The organism is Klebsiella sp. C349492 (assembly GCF_042055345.1).
In the GTDB taxonomy this organism is placed as follows: domain Bacteria; phylum Pseudomonadota; class Gammaproteobacteria; order Enterobacterales; family Enterobacteriaceae; genus Klebsiella; species Klebsiella scottii.
Window position 1 is genome coordinate 417,072 of sequence record NZ_JANQCE010000002.1, and the last position, 18,278, is coordinate 435,349.

Consider the following 18,278-nt stretch of genomic DNA (forward strand, 5'->3'; position numbering starts at 1 on the left):
TCGGACGAGCATAAGTGTAAAAGGACCCCCTTCACTAAAACTGACAGGGGATCGACGTGAAAGACGCGTCAACGCAGTCGGATACCGTAGAACAAAGCGGTCCGATGCTTCATCGCGGTTTACAGAACCGACATATCCAGCTCATCGCCCTCGGCGGCGCTATCGGCACCGGCCTGTTTCTCGGCATTGGCCCGGCGATTCAAATGGCGGGACCGGCAGTTCTGATCGGCTACGCCGTCGCCGGGATCATCGCCTTTCTCATCATGCGCCAGCTTGGCGAAATGGTCGTGGAAGAGCCCGTCTCCGGCTCGTTTGCCCACTTTGCCTATAAATACTGGGGCCCGTTTGCCGGCTTTCTTTCCGGCTGGAACTACTGGGTGATGTTCGTGCTGGTGGGCATGGCGGAGCTGACCGCCGCCGGCATCTACATGCAGTACTGGCTTCCGGACGTGCCGACCTGGGTGTGGGCCGCGGTCTTCTTTATTATCATTAACGCCGTTAACCTCGTGAACGTTCGCCTGTACGGCGAGGCGGAGTTCTGGTTTGCGTTGATTAAAGTGCTGGCGATTGTCGGGATGATCGGCTTCGGCCTGTGGATGCTGTTTGGCGGCCACGGCGGCAGCAACGCGGGATTCGATAACCTGTGGCGTCACGGCGGCTTCCTGGCCACCGGCTGGCATGGCCTGGTGATGTCGCTGGCGGTGATTATGTTCTCCTTTGGCGGCCTCGAACTGATCGGCATTACCGCAGCGGAAGCGCAGAACCCGGAAAAGAGCATTCCGAAAGCGGTGAACCAGGTGGTCTACCGTATCCTGCTGTTCTATATCGGTTCGCTGGTGGTGCTGCTGGCGCTCTACCCGTGGGTGGATATCAAATCTGACAGCAGCCCGTTCGTGATGATTTTTCATAATCTCGACAGTAACGTGGTAGCTTCTGCGCTCAATTTCGTCATCCTGGTGGCCTCGCTGTCGGTCTATAACAGCGGCGTGTATTCCAACAGCCGGATGCTGTTCGGCCTGTCGGTGCAGGGCAACGCGCCGAAGTTTCTCGCCCGGGTCAGCAAGCGCGGCGTGCCGGTCAACTCCCTGATCCTCTCCGGGGTGATCACCTCCCTGGTGGTGCTGCTCAACTACCTGCTGCCGCAAAAGGCGCTGGGCCTGCTGATGGCGCTGGTGGTGGCGACGCTGCTGTTGAACTGGATAATGATCTGCATGGCGCATCTGAAATTCCGCGCCGCGCAGCGTCGTAAGGGGCGGGAGTCGAAGTTTAAGGCGCTGCTGGCGCCAGGCGGAAACTACCTCTGCATCGCCTTCCTGGCGCTGATTCTGGTGCTGATGTGCACTATCGACGGAATGCGGCTGTCGGCCATTCTGCTGCCGGTGTGGATCCTGTTCCTGTTTATCGTCTTCAGGCTGCTGCGCCGCCCGGCGTAACGCCCGCGGCTCCGTCGTCCGGCGGAGCCGTTACCCTTTATTGTGATCTTCTTCGCGCTTAGCGCATTTGCTTAAGGATCTTCTTTTTGTAATCGATTACTTTGTTTGTCGAGCGGTTTTGTAATCGATTACTTTTTGAGGGCGATCAAAATGGTATCAACAGCTGAAGGTCGTGAAAGTGCCCGCGTACAGCACCGGTTTCTGGTGCCGCGCCTGTCGTTAATGATGTTTATGCAATTCTTTATCTGGGGGAGCTGGTCGGTCACCCTCGGCCTGGTGATGACGCGCTACGATATGGCGCTGCTCATCGGCGATGCGTTCTCTGCCGGGCCGATTGCCTCAATTTTATCGCCGTTTGTGCTGGGGATGCTGGTCGATCGCTTCTTCCCGTCGCAGAAGGTGATGGCGGTGATGCACCTGGCGGGGGCGGCGATCCTGTGGTTTGTCCCGCAGGCGCTGGTTGCGCAAAACGGCGCGCTGCTGATCGGCCTGCTGTTTGGCTATACGCTGTGCTATATGCCGACGCTGGCGCTGACCAATAATATCGCTTTCCACAGCCTGGCGAACGTCGATAAAACCTTCCCGGTGGTGCGCGTCTTCGGCACCATCGGCTGGATTATCGCCGGGATCTGTATCGGCGTCACCGGTATTTCCAACACCACCGCCATCTTCAGCCTTGCGGCGCTGTGCTCGGTGGCGCTGGCGCTCTACAGCCTGACGTTGCCCCATACGCCGGCGCCGGCGAAGGGGATGCCGGTAAAGCTGCGCGATCTGCTCTGTGCCGACGCCTTTGCGCTGCTGAAAACGCGCCACTTCTTTATCTTCTGCCTGTGCGCCACGCTGATCTCCATTCCGCTGGGGACCTACTACGCCTACACCGCCTCATACCTGGCGGATGCCGGCGTGGCTGACGTCAGCACCGCGATGTCGTTCGGCCAGATGTCGGAAATCGTCTTTATGCTGGTGATCCCGCTGCTGTTCCGCCGTCTCGGGGTGAAATATATGCTGCTGGTGGGGATGCTGGCGTGGTTCGTACGCTACGCCTTCTTTGCCCTTGGCGTCAGCGAAGAGGGGCGCTTCCTGCTTTATCTCGGCATCCTGCTGCACGGCGTGTGCTACGACTTTTTCTTTGTCGTCGGCTTTATCTATACCGACAGGGTGGCGGGGGAAAAGGTAAAAGGCCAGGCGCAGAGCATGATCGTGATGTTCACCTACGGCATCGGCATGCTGCTCGGTTCGCAAATCTCCGGGGCGCTGTATAACCAGCTGGTTGCCGGACAGGCCGTACCGCAGGCGTGGGTCACCTTCTGGTGGATCCCGGCGATCGCGGCGGCCGTTATCGCACTGATTTTCCTTTTCTCTTTCCAGTATCGTGAGAAAGAGCAGCACTAATTATTTCGGAGGTGGTGATGAGAACTATCAAGGGGCCGGGCATTTTTCTGGCGCAGTTTATCGGCGCGCAGCCGCCGTTTAACACCCTCGACGGGCTGGCGGAGTGGGCCGCGGGTCTGGGCTATCGCGCGCTGCAGATCCCGTGCAATCATCCGGCGATCTTTGACCTTGAGCAGGCGGCCGCCAGCCAGACCTACTGCGACGACGTTAAGGGGCGGCTGGCGGATCGCGGGCTGGTGATTAGCGAGCTGTCTACGCATCTGGAAGGGCAGCTGGTGGCGGTGCATCCGGCGTACGACGCGGCGTTTGATGGCTTTGCGCCCTCGGCGCTGCGCGGAAATCCGCAGGCGCGTCAGCGGTGGGCCAGCGAAAAGGTGAAACAGGCGGCGATCGCTTCCGGGCGATTAGGCCTGGCGGCGCACGCCACGTTTTCCGGGGCGCTGGCGTGGCCCTATTTTTACCCCTGGCCGCCGCACAACCCGCAGCTGCTTGAAGACGCGTTTAGCGAACTGGCCCGCCGCTGGCGGCCGATCCTCGATTGCTTTGACGAGCAGGGGGTGGATCTGTGTTACGAAATTCATCCCGGCGAAGATCTGCACGATGGCGTGACCTTTGAGCGTTTTCTGCAGCTGGTTGATAACCACCCGCGCTGCAATATGCTCTATGACCCCAGCCATCTGCATTTACAGCAGATGGACTATCTGGCCTACATCGACATCTATCATCAGCGGATAAAAGCCTTCCACGTCAAAGACGCGGAGTTCCGCCGCGACGGCCGCTGCGGCGTTTACGGCGGCTACCAGAACTGGCTCCAGCGGGCGGGGCGCTTCCGCTCGCCGGGGGACGGGGAGATCGATTTTAAGCGTATTTTTAGCAAACTCGCCGAGTATGACTATGCGGGCTGGGCGGTGCTGGAGTGGGAGTGCTGCCTGAAAGAGGCGGAAGCCGGCGCCCGCGAGGGCAGCGAATTTATCCGCCGCCATATCATTCCGGTCTCCGGGCGCGCGTTTGACGATTTTGCCGCAGGAAGCGAGGTGCAGGGATGATTCAGGTCGGCATTATTGGCAGCGGGTTTATCGGCCCGGCGCATATTGAGGCGCTGCGCCGGGTAGGCGATATAGAGGTGGTGGCGCTGGGCGACCATAGCCTGGCGCAGGCGGAGCAAAAGGCCCGGCAGCTGAACGTAGCCCATGCTTACGGCAGCGTCGAAAGCCTGCTGGCTCATCCGGGCCTGCAGGTGGTGCATAACTGTACGCCGAACCATCTGCATGCCGGGATTAATCGCCAGATCCTGCGCGCCGGGCTGCACGTATTCTCGGAAAAGCCGCTGTGCATGCTGCCGGAAGAGGCGCGCGAGCTGGTGGCGCTGGCGGAAAAGGCCGGGGTGGTGCACGGCGTGAGCTTTGTCTACCGCCAGTATGCGATGGTTCAGCAGGCGGCCAGCATGATCCGTGAGGGCCTGGTCGGGCGGCTGTTTTCGGCGCACGGCGGCTATTTACAGGACTGGATGCTGCTGCAAACGGACTACAACTGGCGGGTGGAGTCGGCGCTGGGCGGGGCGTCACGGGCGATGGCGGATATTGGCTCGCACTGGTGCGATACGGTGCAGTTTATGACCGGACGCCGCATCACCGAGGTGATGGCCGACCTCTCTACGGTATGGCCGACCCGCCGGGCGGCTTCGCAAGGCGATGCGACCTTCGGCCAGCAGGATGACGGCCGGGGCGACGAGGAGCGGGCGGTGGATACCGAAGATCGGGGATCGGTGCTGGTGCGCTTTGATGACGGCAGCAAAGGCTGCTTCAGCGTCTCGCAGGTGAGCGCCGGCAGGAAGAATCAGCTGACGGTTGAAATCAGCGGCAGCGCCTGCGCCCTGGCGTGGGATCAGGAGATCCCCCAGCGGCTATGGGTCGGCCAGCGCGGGCAGCCAAACCAGATCCTAAGCGATGACCCGGCCTTGATGCAGCGGGACGTTGCCGGCAGCGCGCACTTCCCCGCCGGTCATATCGAAGGCTGGCCCGACGCCTTCAAAAACATGATGCTGAGCTTCTACCAGGCGGTGCGCGCCGGGGCAATGCCGGATGCGCGCTCCCGGCGATTCGCATCGTTTTATGAAGGGGCGGACGTGATGTATATCGTTGATGCTATTTTGCGCAGCCATCAGCAGCAGCGCTGGGTCAGCGTCGAGAGGTAGCGTGGGGATAATGCGCCGCCTGAGGCGGCGCATTGACGGGCTATTTCACGCCGAGATAGCCATCGAGATAGGCGGCTGAAAGCTCGCGGCCAAACAGCTGCGCGTCTTTATCCTCCATCGATGAGGTCCACTTATCGTCAGACTTACGGTCAAAAGAGTGCTCGGTCTTCGTCCCCTGGCTGGCCTGCTGCTTAATCTGCTCGGCCCTGCTTCTGGCGTCGCTTTCACTCATTCCCGCCGCGCGATCCTCTTTGCCGAGCTGATAGATTTTACTGAACGTCGGCAGATTTAAGCGGTAATTATCCTGGACATTGACGGCAAAATTACCGCCGACAAAATCGGAGCGATGGGAGACAAAATAGTAGGCGTGGCGCTCGGGGGAAGGCTTTGAGGCGCTGCAGCCGGAAAGAACGGCCGCCGCGCAGGCGATGGCGATAATCGTTGATTTTAATTTCATTGTAACATCATCCCTAACTATGAGTGGTTTAACTATTTGAAACTTAATAATTATTAATTAATCGGAGGCGTAAATAACGCTCTGTTTTTATCTTCTTTTGGACCTATTTTGCATAAAAAAAAGACAGCGTAAACGGCAGAAGAGAATAGCCCTGATAATTGATAGTTTTTCGCCGCAGCCGCAGCGGCGAACGATTTTACGGCCCGGGCGGGCCATCGTGCCGCTCCCGACGATGCTGGATGCCTGCGGCACGCTCATTTATGATAGCCTGCGTCATATTACGCTTATCGCAGGAAGTGCAGCCCCTATGTCAATTCAGAAAATTGCTCGTCTGGCGGGCGTCTCGGTGGCGACGGTATCGCGCGTGCTCAATAACAGCGAGACCGTTAAAGAGAAAAATCGCGAGCGCGTGCTGCAGGCAATTGCGGAAAGCAACTATCAGCCCAATCTGCTGGCTCGCCAGCTGCGCACCGCCCGCAGCTATATGATCCTGGTGATGGTCTCAAATATCGCCAATCCCTTTTGCGCCGAGGTGGTGAAGGGGATAGAAGAAGAGGCCGAAAAGCACGGTTATCGTATTTTACTCTGCCATTCCGGCTCCGATTTGGCGCGCTCGACCTCCGGATTACGGCTGCTCTCCGGGAAAATGGTTGATGGCGTCATTACGATGAACGCGCTCGCCAGCCTGCCGGAGCTGACCACGCTTATCGGCGACGCGCCCTGGGTGCAGTGCGCCGAGTACGCCGATGCCGGCAATATCTCCTGCGTGGGGATTAACGATCTTGATGCGGCCCAGGGGGCGGTGCTGCGCCTGGCGGAGAGCGGTCGTCAGCGTATCGCCCTGATTAACCACGATCTGAGCTATCGCTACGCCCGCCTGCGCGAGCGCGGCTATAAAAGCGTGCTGCACGTGCGGGATCTCAGCTATCAGCAGGTGGCCTACGCCAGCGAACTCAGCGCGGCGGCCGGCAAAGCGGCGATGGAAACCCTGCTGGCGGCGAAAGAGCGGCCTGATGCGGTTTTCGCGGTGGCGGATTCACTGGCCGCCGGCGCGCTGCGGGCTATTGCCCAGGCCGGGCTGCGGGTGCCGGAAGATATTGCGGTGATCGGCTTTGATGGGACCGAGCTGGCGGAGATGGTCTCGCCCCAGCTGACCACCGTTGAGCAGCCCTCGCGCGATATTGGCCGCACGGCGGTGAGCCTGCTGCTGAAGAAAATCGATAACCCGACGGCGGAAGCCGAGCGGGTGATGATGGACTGGCGCGTGATTATCCGCGCCAGTGCCTGAGGTCAGGAGCCGATGCTCCCGGCCAGCGAGCGAATGTCGTTGCCGGTAGGCGACTGGTGAATGCGCAGGCCAAACTCGTCGACCACGGCGAAGATGTGGTCGAAGATATCGGCCTGAATGCTCTCATATTCCGCCCAGACCACGGTGTTGGTGAAGCAGTAGATCTCAATCGGCAGGCCGTTGGCATCCGGGGCCAGCTGGCGCACCATCATCGTCATATCTTTACGCAGCCGCGGATGGTTGCGTAAGTACTCCTGCAAATAGGCGCGGAAGGTGCCGATATTGGTCATCTTGCGCAAGTTCAGCACCGAGAGATCGGCGGCATTTTGCTGATTCCACAGGCTGATCTCCTCATGCCGCGAGTTCATATAGGGTTTCAGCAGCTTTGCCTGAATTAACCGCTGCTGCTCCTGCTCATCGAGAAAATGGATGCTGGTGGTGTCAATATTCAGGCTGCGCTTAATTCGACGGCCGCCGGAGGCTGACATTCCGCTCCAGTTTTTAAAGGAGTCAGAAACCAGCGACCAGGTCGGCACGGTGGTGATGGTATTATCCCAGTTGCGGACTTTTACCGTCGTCAGGCCAATATCGATAACCGCGCCGTCGGCGCCGTATTTCGGCATTTCCAGCCAGTCGCCGAGCTTGAGCATGTCGTTGGCGGAGAGCTGGATGCCGGCGACCAGGCCGAGAATAGGGTCCTTAAATACCAGCATCAGGACCGCGGCCATTGCGCCAAGGCCGCTAATCAGAATAGCCGGCGACTGACCAATCAGCAGTGAAATCACCAGAATCCCGATGATAATGGCGCTGACCAGCTTAATGCCCTGGAATATGCCCTTCAGCGGCAGCTGCGACGCGGTGGCGAAATTTTGCGAGAGATTGAATACCACGTCCAGCAGCGAAAAGAAGGACAGCAGGGCATATATCATCACCCACAGCTGAGCGCAGGTGGTTAATATGTCGGCGGCTTCGCTGCCTTTTTGCAGCCACAGAACCGCCTGCACGTTGACGATAATCCCCTGGAGGGTAAAGGCCAGCCGGTGAAACAGCTTGTTCTGGGTAATGATTTGCAGCCACAGGTGGCTGCTGGCCTGCGCGCGCTTTTCGAAGGTCCGTAGCACTACCTTATGCAATATAAGATGGACAATGATTGCGGTCAGAAAAATAATGCCGAAGATAATAATGAGCGAGGTCGTAGGGGTAATTTTGATGCCTGCTGCGGCGATTTGCGATATTAATTCCTGCATAACGTCTCCTTTACATCCAGCGGTTATGATGACCGCTGGATGTCTATTATGCAAATCTCCGGTTACGCGCCGATGAACTATGAGGCGGCGACCAGCGGGCGGATATTAAGATGGTGACGCAGGCGCAGCGCGATGGCGCCGAGTAGCAGCATCATCACGACCTCAACCGCCAGAAAGTCGATCAGCGCCAGCGCGTAGTCGCCGCCGCTGCGCCGGGCGAGGGCTAAAAAGAGCGAACCCAGCAGCGCCGGGCCCAACCCCAGCGAGGCCTGCTGAAGCGTGCTGAGGATCGCGCTGCCGGCCCCCGCGTCGCTGGCGCTAATATCGCGCATCCCGATACGGTAAAAGCTGTTCACGATCAGCGCCTGGCCATAGCCGACCAGCACGGTGGAAGGGACCAGCGCCAGCGCCGAGGTGCGGGTGCCGAAATGATAAAAGGTCGCCATCAGCAGCAGCAGGCCGATAATCTGCACCGTCAGGCCGATCAGCAAAATTCGCCCCATGCTGTAGCGGGCAATCAGCTTTGGCGCGTACAGCGCGGAGACGAAATAGGCCACCCCAAGGGCGATAAAGCTGTTGCCCGACTGCCACGGCGCCATGCCCATTCCGGCCTGCATGGTCAGCGCCATGCAGAACATAAAGCCGGACCAGGCGCTGAAAAACAGCAGGGCGGTTGCCATGCCGAAGCGGATGCTGGTGAGCCTGAGCAGGCGAGGAGGCAGCAGCGGCTGCTCGCCGCGACGCTGTTTGCGCAGCGCGCTTACGCGCATCCATGCCAGCAGCGGCAGCACCGCCGCCAGCATCAGCTGCAGCGTCCACGGCCAGTGCAGCTCCGGCCCCAGCGCCATCGGGAACAGCAGGCAGCAGAGGATCAGCGCCAGGCTGAAGGTGCCCTGCCAGTCGATTCTGGAGCGCCTTTCGCGGCGCGTTTCCGGTACGTAGCGGCGGCTGAAAGCCAGCACCAGCAGGCAGATTGGCACGTTGATAAAGAACGCGTTGCGCCAGCCCAGCCCGGCAATATCCGCCGACACCAGCCAGCCGCCGCCCATCTGGCCGACGATAAACGCAATCCCGCCGATGCCGCCATAGAGGCTGATGGCGCGCGCGTGGGCGGTGCCCTTGAGGGTTACGTGCAGGGTGGCGAGGATCTGCGGGACGATCAGCGCCGCCCCGGCGCCCTGCAGCGTACGGGCCGCCAGCAGCGCGCCGATGGAGTTGGCCATCCCGCAGAGTAGAGAAGCGACGCCGAATAGCGTCACGCCCCACATAAACAGGCGCCGGCGACCGTAGTTATCGCCAAGCTTGCTGCCCATCGCCAGGCACACGGCAAAAGCGACGCCGTAGAGCGCGACGATCAGCTCCAGCTGGGTGGCGCTGGCGTCCAGCGAGCGGGTGATTGAATCCAGCGCGACGTTGGTAATTGAGGTATCGATCAGCGGCAGCATCTGACCGGTCAACAGCAGAAATAAACCGGCGCGGCCGGGTGAAACAGCAGACGAATTCATTGGATCTCTCCATTGCGTCATTCAGCGGATGGACGTAGCATCAACGATAAATTAAACGGGTACCAGTTCCTGCTTATACTGGTATTGGCACTACCATGCTGGAGGTCATATGACCGTAATGCCGCAACGCGCGCCGCTGCCAGTCGCGCCCGATGACAGCCGTAAGCAGCTGGGCGCCTTTCTGCGCGCCCGCCGTGAGAGCCTCGATCCGCAGCGTCTCGGCCTGCCGCGCGTCGGGAGGCGGCGAACGCCCGGCCTGCGCCGCGAAGAGGTGGCGATGCTCGCCGACGTCGGCGTAACCTGGTACACCTGGCTGGAGCAGGGGCGGGACGTTAATCCCTCTGAATCGGTGCTGGCCGCGGTGGCGAATGCGCTGCAGTGCAGCCCGCTGGAGACCCGGCATCTGTTTGTGCTGGCGGGAGTGACGCCGCCGGAAGCCGCCCAGGTTACGGTTTGCGAAGGGATCAGCCCCGGCACCCGGCGGATGCTCGATAGCCTGATGCCGCAACCGGCCAGTATCCAGAAACCGAACTTTGATATCGTGGCGTGGAACGAGAGCTTTTGCCGGCTGATGGGCCTCGATTTCGCCACCCTCCCCGAGGAAGACCGCAACTGCATCTATCTCTATCTGACCAACGAAACCTGGCGCAGCCGGATCGAAAACCGCGACGTGCTGGCGACGTTTGTCTCCTATTTCCGCGCGGCGATGGCCGAGCATCGGGGCGATCCGCTATGGGAAAATAAGCTGGCGCGATTTTTCGCCGCCTCGGCGGAGTTTGAGGCGCTCTGGCACCAGCGCTACGAGGTCCGCGGCGTGGAAAATCAGGTGAAAAACTTCAACCATCCGCAGCTGGGGCGCTTCAGCCTGCAGCAGATGTACTGGTACTCGGCGCCGCGCAACGGCTCGCGGCTGCTGGTCTATCTGCCGATGGATGAGGCCGGCGAGCGGGCGCTGGCGTGGCTGGATAACCAGTAGGGCCGGCGGATTTCAGACGCCTGAAGTCGGCGTCGGGGGCGGGAAGCCGGCCCGGGCGAGGGCGCAAGAGCGCCGCCCCCGGGCTTTCTGCGGGGCGAGATTAAATCTCGGTAATGGTGGTCGCCTGCGGCAGGCGTGATTTTGGCAGCGCGGCGTTGAAGTCTTCGACGCTATGATGGCCAACCGGCACCACCACCAGGCTGGTATAGCCCTGCGCTTTGAGGTCAAACTCAGCATCAAGGATCGCGAAATCGACGCCTTCAATCGGCACCGCATCGAGGCCCATCGCGGCCACGCCGAGCAGGAAATTACCGACGTTCAGATAGACCTGTTTGGCCATCCAGTGGTTAGCGTCTTTAAAATCTTTGCGGTGCATATCGGCAAAGAAGGTGCGGCCTTTGTGATTACCCGCTTTCGCTTCCGGCGTCGCGAAACGGCCGTCGGCCTCCTCCTGATCGACCACGCGTTCCAGCCAGGCATCGTCTAGCTCGGTTTTTGCGCAGAAAACAACCACGTGAGAAGCATCGAGAATTTTACGTTCGTTGAACACGTAGGTGCCGCTGGCCGCTTTAGCCACCCGCGCTTTGCCTTCATTGGTGCTGGCAACGATAAAGTGCCACGGCTGGGAGTTGGTGCTCGACGGGCTGAACTGCAGCAGCGTTTTCAGGTTTTCCGCCTGTTCTGCCGTCAGTTTTTTGCTGGCGTCAAATGCTTTGGTGGAGTAGCGCTTTAGGGCGACAGAAACGATATCCATAACTCTTCCTCAGGTTTAATCTCAAGATAATTTGAGTTTACAGCCCCTTACGGAGCGTTCGGTGAAGGAAGAGTACAGCGATGCCGGGGAAATGATAAGAGACAAAAATGCGATAACACTTATCGCGCTGCGCTGAAAATCATTCAGGGCGCAGCCGCTGCTGGACTTTTTTCGGCAGTTTGTTCACCACCTGGTTCCACGAGTCGTCAATCAGCTCCGCCAGCAGATCTTCGCTGATGTCGGCGCCGGGAACTACGGTAATCCAGTGCTTCTTGTTCATGTGGTAGCCCGGCTCAATGCTGCGATAAATCTCCTGATTAAGCAGCGATTTTTGCGGCTCGGCCTTCAGATTCACCAGCGCCCGGCCGCGAATGTGCGTGGTCAGCATAAAAATGCGTCCGCCCACTTTAAACACGTCGTACTCCGGGCCGAACGGCCAGCAGTGCTCGGTAAACGGATAGGCCAGCGCCATTCGGTGGGCGCTGGCGTGCAGTGACGCAGGTGTCATCAGGCGGTATCCTCATGCAGCGCCTGCCACATGGCTTCAAACCCGAGCGCGATCAGCTCCCGGGCGCGGTGCGGGTCGTGGCTGGCAAATTCGATAGTCGTTTCCGCCAGCGACAGAAACAGCGCATCGCAGAAGGCGCGATAGGCGTCGCTCTGAAAGATAGCCTTTATCGACAGCTGGCACATCTCGTTGAGTTCGGGGAACATCTCTTTAACGCGAGTGCGGGTTTCGTCGGTGATCCTTTCGCTAAGCGCCATCCGGCGGATGGCCTTGTGCTCCATCGGGCTGCGAATACCCCAGTCGATATAGCTGTTCCAGATATTGCGCGCGTTCTCTTTTGGACGCTTCTCGTTCGGCGTCAGCCCGGCCACCATCGAGGCAACCAAACCCGATTTGATAGAGAGGTACAGTTCGTTGAGCAGATCGTCCTTGGTGGCGAAATAGCGGAACAGCGTCCCCTCGGCAACCCCCGCGCTGCGGGCTATGGCCGACGTTGAGGCGGCAATACCTGACTGGGCGAAGGCGGCGGTTGCGGCCTCCAGTAACGCCTGCTTTTTATCTTCACTCTTAGGACGAGCCACTGCGCTTTACCTCGCACGTAATTAAACCCGGATCTAAGCATGCCTGGTCATGGCACTGCAACGGTGTATGTCAAAAATTGAAAATCGTCTTGACGACTTTCGTCTTCTTCCTAATAATGAGTGCTTACTCACTCATAATCAAGTCTTATAGTAGCAAAACCTTTGGGACAGAGGGTTGAGCCTGGTCCGAATATGAACCGTGTCATTGTCAGCGTGGTCGCCATCATGTTATTAGCCTCAGCAACAGCTTTACCGTTTGTGTTAAATGCCGGGTTTGGTAAGGCGCCACAGGGCGCACAGCTTAGCCTCGTTGAACAATCGCCGCACTATCATGACGGCCAGTTTCATAACCAGCTGTCCACGCCGAGCTTTACCGGACAGAAAAATATGCTGGCCGCGATGTGGGATTTTCTGGTGACTAAACGCGAAAACGCCAGGCCACAGCAGCCGCTGCCGCTGGTCAATACCGATCTTGCCAGCCTTCCTGCAGGGCAGGACGCGATGGTGTGGCTCGGCCACTCCTCCTGGTTTTTGCAGCTGGCGGGCAAACGTATCCTGATTGACCCGGTCTTCAGCAACTATGCCGCGCCGTTTTCGTTTATCAACAAAGCCTTCCCGGGTGACTACCCGTGGCGCGCCGAGCAGATGCCGGAAATCGATCTGCTGATTATCTCGCACGACCACTACGACCATCTCGATTACGCAACCATCAAAGCGCTGATGCCGAAAATTAAGCGCGTGGTTACGCCGCTTGGCGTCGGCTCACACCTGCGCTACTGGGGAATGGACGGGGCGATTATCAGCGAGGCGGACTGGAACGAGTCGGTGAAGATCAGCGATGAGTTCACCGTGCACGTGCTGCCGGCCCGCCACTTCTCCGGGCGCGGCCTCAAGCGCAACCAGACGCTGTGGGCCAGCTTTATGCTGGTGACGCCGCAGCAGAAAATTTACTACAGCGGCGATAGCGGCTATGGCCCGCATTTCAAGGCCATCGGCGAGCGGTTTGGCGCGGTGGATCTGGCGATTATGGAAAACGGCCAGTACGACCAGGACTGGAAATATATTCATATGATGCCGGATGAGACGGCGCAGGCTGCCGACGATCTCGGCGCTCGCGCGGTATTGCCGGGACATGCCGGGCGTTTCGTGCTGGCAAAGCACAGCTGGGACGACCCCTATAAACGGCTGGCTGCGGCCAGTGAAAAACGCGCATGGCGTTTGCTGACGCCAATGCTGGGCGAGCCGGTTTGGGTCGCTGATAAGACACAATCATTTAATGCCTGGTGGCAGTAATCGCCAGTATGGTTCAAGAGGAGAGAGGACTTATGACTATTTCCGCTCAGGTGATTGAGACTATCGTCGGGTGGATTGATGACAATTTGCATCAGCCGCTGCGTATTGATGATATTGCTCGCCACTCCGGTTACTCAAAATGGCATCTGCAACGACTGTTTTTACAATATAAAGGGGAGAGTCTGGGGCGCTATATTCGTGAACGTAAGCTGCGGCTGGCGGCGCGCGATCTGCGCGATACCGACCAGCGGGTTTACGATATCTGCCTGAAATACGGCTTTGATTCGCAGCAGACGTTTACCCGCATTTTTACCCGGACGTTTAACCAGCCGCCGGGCGCCTACCGTAAAGAAAACCACCATCGCGCCCATTGAGACGCATCCGCCGGGGGAGACCGGCGGATGCTTTTCTTACCAGGCGTAGTTCACCGTCGCCGTTACCGTTCTGCCAATACCGTAGAAACACGCGCTATCGCTGGCGCATGATGCGACGTATTTGGTATCGGCGATATTATTCACGTTGAACTGCACCTTCGCCCCCTGCAGGCGCGGGCTAAGCTCGCCTAACTCATAGCTCACCATCGCGTCATACAGATCCACCGACGGCACCTTGAAGGTGTTTTTGGCGTCACCGTAGCTGGTGCCGATATAGCGCATGCCTACCCCGGCGGTCAGGCTTTTCAGCGCGCCGCTCGGCAGCGTGTAGCTGGTGAAGGCCGACGCCATATGCGTCGGGATACGCGCCGGCGTTTTCCCTTCGGTTCCCGCCACGGTGGTGCTGACGGTTTCGGCGTCCGTCCAGGTGTAGGACGCAATCAGGTTCAGGTTGTCGAATACCGTGGCGTGCGCCTCGGCCTCAATCCCTTTCGAACGCACTTTGCCGCTGTTTTCAAACCATCCCGCCGCGCTGTTGTAGGTGGCGACGTTGCTCTGCGTCAGGTCGTACATCGCCAGGGTCATCAGCGCATTCTGGTTTGGCTGATACTTCAGGCCCACCTCCAGCTGCTTGCCCACGCTGGGGTCGAACGGACCGACTCCCGGCGCCCGGTTGGTTTGCAGGTTAGGTTCAAAGGAGGTGCTGTAGCTGATATACGGAGAGAGGCCGAAATCAAAGGCGTACAGCAGGCCGGTGCGCCAGGTGAACTTGCTGTCGTTTTTCTGGCTGCGACTGGCGTCGGTAAAATCGGTCGTCCGCACCTCCGCCCAGTCATAGCGGCCGGAAAGCAGCAGCTCCCAGTTCTCCCAGCTCAGCTGATCCTGCAGATAGACGCCCAGCTGGTCGAGATTCTGCTGCTCATCGCTGGCGGTGCTGAAGGTACTTTCGTCGACGTTAACGCCGTACGCCGGATGGCGCCAGTCGAGATCGTACTGCGATCCGCCGGCGCGGCCGAGGTACTGTTTATCCTTGCTGGTCTTATAGTCCAGCCCGCCGATGGCGGTATGCGTCAGCTGGCCGCTGGTAAACTGCGCCTCAAGCTGGTTATCAATGCCGAACTCATCGGTCTGCCGCTCCTCGCGCTGGGCGCGGCGCGACAGTACCGAACTGTTGGCGTCGCTGGTGGTGTACACCAGATAGCGATACTTCTGCTTGATGGTGGCGTAGCGCGCGTTCTGGCGCAGCGTGAAGGTGTCGTTAAGCTGATGCTCAAACTCATAGCCGATCATCGTTTGCTCGCGCCACGACTGATTATAGTTAGGGTCGCTGACGTTAAAATCGCGCGGAATATAGCTGCCGTCGACGCTGCTGACGGTGCCGTAGCGCGGCAGGAAGTTACGGTAGCCGGCATCGGGATCTTTTTGATAGCTGGTGAGCAGCGTGAAGCGGGTGGCCTGGTTTGGATACCAGGTCAGCGCCGGCGCAATCGCCATCCGCGTCTCTTTGTAGTCGTCGATCTGGTTATTCTGGCTGCGGCCGATACCGTTCAGGCGATACAGCAGGCTGCCGTCATCGTTCAGCGGGCCGCCAAAATCGAAGGCCCCTTCGGCCAGATTGTTATTGCCGGTGCGGAACTGCACTTCGTGAACCGGCTGGCTGGTAGGGCGTTTGCTGGTCATGCTGATAAGCCCGCCGGGATTGACCTGACCAAACAGCACCGAGGCCGGGCCGCGCACCAGCTCCACGCGCTCCAGCAGCCACGGGTCGAAGGTGCCGGTTTGCGATGAGGCGGTGGCGCCGTAGCTCAGGCCATCGAGATATTTTGGCACGTAGCTGAAGCCGCGAACGAAGACTTCGTCATTGCGGTTGGAGGACCCGCGATACTCGGTAAAGACGCCGGCGCTGTAGCGCAGCGCCTGGGATACCGAGGTAACGTCGAGGGCCTTCATCTGATCGCGGGTGACCACCGAGACCGACTGCGGCGTTTTGATAAGCTCGGCGGCGGTTTTGGTGGCCGATAGCGTTTTTGTCGCCACGATGCCCCTGAGCGGCGCGGTAGGATCTTCGCCGCTGCCCGCGGTGACCACCAGCGTCTCCTCCGCCGCCCGTACCTGCCCCGCGCATGAAGCCAGCGCCAGACCCGTGACCCAGATTTTTGTTATATTATTATTTTTAAACATATTTTCTGCTATATCCTTGGTTTTAATTGCCATAGAAATCCGTTTTTCCGCTAAGGGAAAATCTAACGGTCATCACTAACCTCCTGGATGTTATTGCAAATCATTCCCATTTGCATTAGCGTTGTTAACAAATTCTTACAGGGATAATCGGGCAATGAAGATGGCATGGAGTGGTCTGCTGGTGGGGATGAGCGCGCTACCGGCGGCGGCAATGAACTGCGAGTCTCCCTCGCTGCAGGGAGAGTTGCAGGGAAAATTCGATGCCAGCGGTGAGGTCTGTTTTGACCTGCCGACGTTGGGTGAAAACTACGTCACCGCGACCCTTTCTGGGGTGACGGATGCCCGTCTGCTCGATGAGCACAGCCGCCGTCTGCGCACGCTGCTGGCGGGCGGGCCGGCGGACGGCGAACAGACGCTGCTGTTCTCTCTGCCGGTCAACCGCCCTTCGGCGCTGGTGCTGCACGGCGAAGAGGGCACCCGCTGGCGCTTTCAGTGGCGGATGAAGGAGACGACCGCGCTGGCAAAAAACCAGCCTCTGGACCCCGTTAGCCCGCGTCTACAGCTGCTGATGCGGGAGCTGGCGGCGGGAGGCTCAACGGCGGGCTTCTGGCAGGAGCGCGAGCAGGAGGGGACGCCGATGGTTGAGGCGCTGGACGCGAGCCATAAGCGCGTCACCTTCCTGTGGCGCGGGGCGAGCCGCAACGTGTTTATTCTGGGATCGCCGGCGGGCGATCACGATCCGCTGTTTCGTCTCGGCAGCTCCGACGTCTGGTTCCGCAGCTACGTCGTTCCGGCGGATACGCTGATGCAGTACAAGCTGGCGCCGGACGTGCCGGTGATTGACGGCAGCGCGCGCGACCAGCGGCGGGCGATTCTGGTCAGTGCCCAGGCCGATCCGCTGAATCCGCAAAGCGTCAACGCCGCCAGCGATCGCTGGAACCGCTATTCGCTGCTGGCCCTCAATCCGGCGCGTTTCTGCACCCCGCAGCGGATGGCGCAGCCGCTGCGCTACGGCACCTTGACCCGCCATCAGCTGTACAGCGACTTTTTGCAAAATAGTCGGGAGGTATCGATCTATCGCCCGCGCCTGCCGCAGCCGGCGCGCTGGACGCTGATGCTGTTTGATGGCAAAACCTACCAGGATGAATACCACTTCGCCAACGTCCTCGATAGCCTGATCGCCAGCCACGCGCTGCCGCCGGTTAACGTGGTGTTTATCGATAGCCTCGATCACCCGCGGCGGGCAAAAGAGCTGCCGCCCAACCCCTTCTTCGCCGACTTTATGGCCCATGAACTGCTGCCCTGGCTGCGCCAGCAGGGGCTGAGCCTGACGCGGCAAAAAACCGTGGTCGCCGGTTCGAGCTACGGCGGCCTGGCCGCTTCATGGGTGGCGCTGCGCTATCCGCGCCAGTTCGCCAACGTGCTCAGCCTGTCGGGTTCGTACTGGTGGGCGCCGAAGGGGGAGGAGGCGAGCTGGCTGACGCGGCAGTATCAGCAGTCGCCGCGCTATCCGGTGCGCTTCTGGCTGCAGGCGGGTAAGTTTGAGAGCTCGGGGCCGGACGGCGGGATTTATGCCAATACGCTGGAGTTTGAGCAGGTGCTGCGCGACAAAGGCTATCGCGTCAGCTTCCACCCCTCCTCCAGCGGCCACGATTATGCCGCATGGTGCGAGGCGCTGGTGGCGGGGATGCGCGATTTTACCGGACTAACGCTCAAGGGAAAACCAGCGGCGCCAGATCCAGCGCAGCACCACGTATTCAATCGCGCCAAGCGCTAAAAACCACAGGCAAAACAGCAGGGTGTAGAGCTGGTTGAGATCGAGCAGGTGAAAGGTCGCAACCAGCTTCTGCGCCAGCGTTAGCCCAAGGGAGGGGGCCGGCAGCAGCAGGCAGGAGAGCAGAGCCAGCAGCAGGATACCGGCGGCAGAGATCAGCGTTTCAAGCGGATGTTTCATTACTTGTTAATCGTCAGTTAAAAAACATATTGTCGGGCAAAATATTCTTTAACGCAATATTCTTTCGCCGGCTATTATTTTCTCCTCTCTGTATTATATCTGATACTTCAATTTTAATTTTTCTGTTAATTTAAATGGAGA

17 protein-coding genes are annotated in these 18,278 nt (G+C 59.4%); 9 read left to right on the forward strand and 8 right to left on the reverse strand.

The window, feature by feature from the left end:
* The first annotated feature begins 56 nt into the window (after window positions 1-56).
* The 4 genes from pheP to NWP14_RS09665 all read left to right on the forward strand — a co-directional run bounded on the left by pheP (window position 57) and on the right by NWP14_RS09665 (window position 5,019).
* Complete coding sequence (pheP, locus tag NWP14_RS09650) at window positions 57-1,433, forward strand: phenylalanine transporter (protein ID WP_346431928.1); 1,377 nt, start codon at window positions 57-59, stop codon at window positions 1,431-1,433.
* Between the two features lie 150 nt (window positions 1,434-1,583).
* A complete protein-coding gene (locus tag NWP14_RS09655) occupies window positions 1,584-2,825 on the forward strand; it encodes an MFS transporter (protein WP_375215246.1) in 1,242 nt (413 codons plus the stop codon).
* 17 nt (window positions 2,826-2,842) lie between these two features.
* On the forward strand, window positions 2,843-3,871 hold the full coding sequence (locus NWP14_RS09660; protein ID WP_346431926.1) for a sugar phosphate isomerase/epimerase: 1,029 nt from the start codon (window positions 2,843-2,845) through the stop codon (window positions 3,869-3,871).
* A complete protein-coding gene (locus NWP14_RS09665; RefSeq protein WP_375215247.1) occupies window positions 3,868-5,019 on the forward strand; it encodes a Gfo/Idh/MocA family protein in 1,152 nt (383 codons plus the stop codon). The genes NWP14_RS09660 and NWP14_RS09665 overlap by 4 nt, the downstream gene beginning before the upstream one ends.
* Window positions 5,020-5,059: 40 nt before the next feature.
* Here the strand turns inward: NWP14_RS09665 and NWP14_RS09670 are convergent, their stop codons facing one another.
* Window positions 5,060-5,476, reverse strand: a complete 417-nt coding sequence (locus NWP14_RS09670; protein ID WP_095094785.1) for an Exc2 family lipoprotein — start codon at window positions 5,474-5,476, stop codon at window positions 5,060-5,062.
* 307 nt (window positions 5,477-5,783) lie between these two features.
* Between NWP14_RS09670 and NWP14_RS09675 the strand changes: the two genes are divergently transcribed.
* Complete coding sequence (locus NWP14_RS09675; protein ID WP_375215248.1) at window positions 5,784-6,764, forward strand: LacI family DNA-binding transcriptional regulator; 981 nt, start codon at window positions 5,784-5,786, stop codon at window positions 6,762-6,764.
* Between the two features lie 2 nt (window positions 6,765-6,766).
* Here NWP14_RS09675 and NWP14_RS09680 read toward each other — a convergent pair whose 3' ends face one another.
* Both NWP14_RS09680 and NWP14_RS09685 read right to left on the reverse strand, forming a co-directional pair.
* Window positions 6,767-8,011 carry a mechanosensitive ion channel family protein gene (locus tag NWP14_RS09680; RefSeq protein ID WP_375215249.1) on the reverse strand — a complete coding sequence of 415 codons (1,245 nt, stop codon included), beginning with the start codon at window positions 8,009-8,011 and terminating at the stop codon, window positions 6,767-6,769.
* Between the two features lie 77 nt (window positions 8,012-8,088).
* Window positions 8,089-9,516, reverse strand: a complete 1,428-nt coding sequence (locus NWP14_RS09685) for an MFS transporter (protein ID WP_375215250.1) — start codon at window positions 9,514-9,516, stop codon at window positions 8,089-8,091.
* A 109-nt stretch (window positions 9,517-9,625) separates the two neighbouring features.
* Here NWP14_RS09685 and NWP14_RS09690 point away from each other — a divergent pair, with 109 nt between their 5' ends.
* Window positions 9,626-10,492 (forward strand): helix-turn-helix transcriptional regulator, encoded by an 867-nt coding sequence (locus NWP14_RS09690; protein ID WP_095094794.1) that lies wholly within the window; start codon window positions 9,626-9,628, stop codon window positions 10,490-10,492.
* 100 nt (window positions 10,493-10,592) lie between these two features.
* Here NWP14_RS09690 and nfsB read toward each other — a convergent pair whose 3' ends face one another.
* From nfsB to NWP14_RS09705, 3 genes are all read right to left on the reverse strand, one after another.
* A complete protein-coding gene (gene nfsB, locus NWP14_RS09695; protein WP_375215251.1) occupies window positions 10,593-11,246 on the reverse strand; it encodes an oxygen-insensitive NAD(P)H nitroreductase in 654 nt (217 codons plus the stop codon).
* 139 nt (window positions 11,247-11,385) lie between these two features.
* Complete coding sequence (locus tag NWP14_RS09700; RefSeq protein ID WP_095094798.1) at window positions 11,386-11,754, reverse strand: MmcQ/YjbR family DNA-binding protein; 369 nt, start codon at window positions 11,752-11,754, stop codon at window positions 11,386-11,388.
* Window positions 11,754-12,335 carry a TetR/AcrR family transcriptional regulator gene (locus NWP14_RS09705; RefSeq protein WP_375215252.1) on the reverse strand — a complete coding sequence of 194 codons (582 nt, stop codon included), beginning with the start codon at window positions 12,333-12,335 and terminating at the stop codon, window positions 11,754-11,756. Before NWP14_RS09705 ends, NWP14_RS09700 begins: the two co-directional genes overlap by 1 nt.
* Before the next feature lie 192 nt (window positions 12,336-12,527).
* Here NWP14_RS09705 and NWP14_RS09710 point away from each other — a divergent pair, with 192 nt between their 5' ends.
* Together NWP14_RS09710 and NWP14_RS09715 are read left to right on the forward strand one after the other, a co-directional pair.
* Window positions 12,528-13,628, forward strand: coding sequence for an MBL fold metallo-hydrolase (locus NWP14_RS09710; protein ID WP_095094802.1), 1,101 nt, complete (start codon window positions 12,528-12,530; stop codon window positions 13,626-13,628).
* Window positions 13,629-13,660: 32 nt separating this feature from the next.
* On the forward strand, window positions 13,661-14,002 hold the full coding sequence (locus NWP14_RS09715; protein ID WP_041144482.1) for a RamA family antibiotic efflux transcriptional regulator: 342 nt from the start codon (window positions 13,661-13,663) through the stop codon (window positions 14,000-14,002).
* 36 nt (window positions 14,003-14,038) lie between these two features.
* Here the strand turns inward: NWP14_RS09715 and NWP14_RS09720 are convergent, their stop codons facing one another.
* On the reverse strand, window positions 14,039-16,183 hold the full coding sequence (locus NWP14_RS09720) for a TonB-dependent siderophore receptor (protein WP_331850604.1): 2,145 nt from the start codon (window positions 16,181-16,183) through the stop codon (window positions 14,039-14,041).
* 154 nt (window positions 16,184-16,337) lie between these two features.
* On the opposite strand from NWP14_RS09720, the gene NWP14_RS09725 reads away from it, so the two are divergent.
* Entirely contained in the window at window positions 16,338-17,960 is a 1,623-nt protein-coding gene (locus NWP14_RS09725) for an alpha/beta hydrolase-fold protein (RefSeq protein ID WP_331850603.1), read from the forward strand.
* On the opposite strand, the gene NWP14_RS09730 is transcribed toward NWP14_RS09725, so the two are convergent.
* On the reverse strand, window positions 17,889-18,137 hold the full coding sequence (locus tag NWP14_RS09730) for a DUF1158 domain-containing protein (RefSeq protein WP_095094806.1): 249 nt from the start codon (window positions 18,135-18,137) through the stop codon (window positions 17,889-17,891). The two genes, NWP14_RS09725 and NWP14_RS09730, sit on opposite strands and share 72 nt — an antisense overlap.
* Window positions 18,138-18,278 lie beyond the last annotated feature (141 nt).

Bases quoted from the DNA above. Each gene is read 5' to 3' on its own strand.
- NWP14_RS09655 (WP_375215246.1), top strand. From the start codon at position 1,584: ATGGTATCAACAGCTGAAGGTCGTGAAAGTGCCCGCGTACAGCACCGG.
- NWP14_RS09660 (WP_346431926.1), top strand. From the start codon at position 2,843: ATGAGAACTATCAAGGGGCCGGGCATTTTTCTGGCGCAGTTTATCGGC.
- NWP14_RS09665 (WP_375215247.1), top strand. From the start codon at position 3,868: ATGATTCAGGTCGGCATTATTGGCAGCGGGTTTATCGGCCCGGCGCAT.
- NWP14_RS09670 (WP_095094785.1), bottom strand. From the start codon at position 5,476: ATGAAATTAAAATCAACGATTATCGCCATCGCCTGCGCGGCGGCCGTT.
- NWP14_RS09675 (WP_375215248.1), top strand. From the start codon at position 5,784: ATGTCAATTCAGAAAATTGCTCGTCTGGCGGGCGTCTCGGTGGCGACG.
- NWP14_RS09680 (WP_375215249.1), bottom strand. From the start codon at position 8,011: ATGCAGGAATTAATATCGCAAATCGCCGCAGCAGGCATCAAAATTACC.
- NWP14_RS09685 (WP_375215250.1), bottom strand. From the start codon at position 9,516: ATGAATTCGTCTGCTGTTTCACCCGGCCGCGCCGGTTTATTTCTGCTG.
- NWP14_RS09690 (WP_095094794.1), top strand. From the start codon at position 9,626: ATGACCGTAATGCCGCAACGCGCGCCGCTGCCAGTCGCGCCCGATGAC.
- nfsB (WP_375215251.1), bottom strand. From the start codon at position 11,246: ATGGATATCGTTTCTGTCGCCCTAAAGCGCTACTCCACCAAAGCATTT.
- NWP14_RS09700 (WP_095094798.1), bottom strand. From the start codon at position 11,754: ATGACACCTGCGTCACTGCACGCCAGCGCCCACCGAATGGCGCTGGCC.
- NWP14_RS09710 (WP_095094802.1), top strand. From the start codon at position 12,528: ATGAACCGTGTCATTGTCAGCGTGGTCGCCATCATGTTATTAGCCTCA.
- NWP14_RS09715 (WP_041144482.1), top strand. From the start codon at position 13,661: ATGACTATTTCCGCTCAGGTGATTGAGACTATCGTCGGGTGGATTGAT.
- NWP14_RS09720 (WP_331850604.1), bottom strand. From the start codon at position 16,183: ATGTTTAAAAATAATAATATAACAAAAATCTGGGTCACGGGTCTGGCG.
- NWP14_RS09725 (WP_331850603.1), top strand. From the start codon at position 16,338: ATGAAGATGGCATGGAGTGGTCTGCTGGTGGGGATGAGCGCGCTACCG.
- NWP14_RS09730 (WP_095094806.1), bottom strand. From the start codon at position 18,137: ATGAAACATCCGCTTGAAACGCTGATCTCTGCCGCCGGTATCCTGCTG.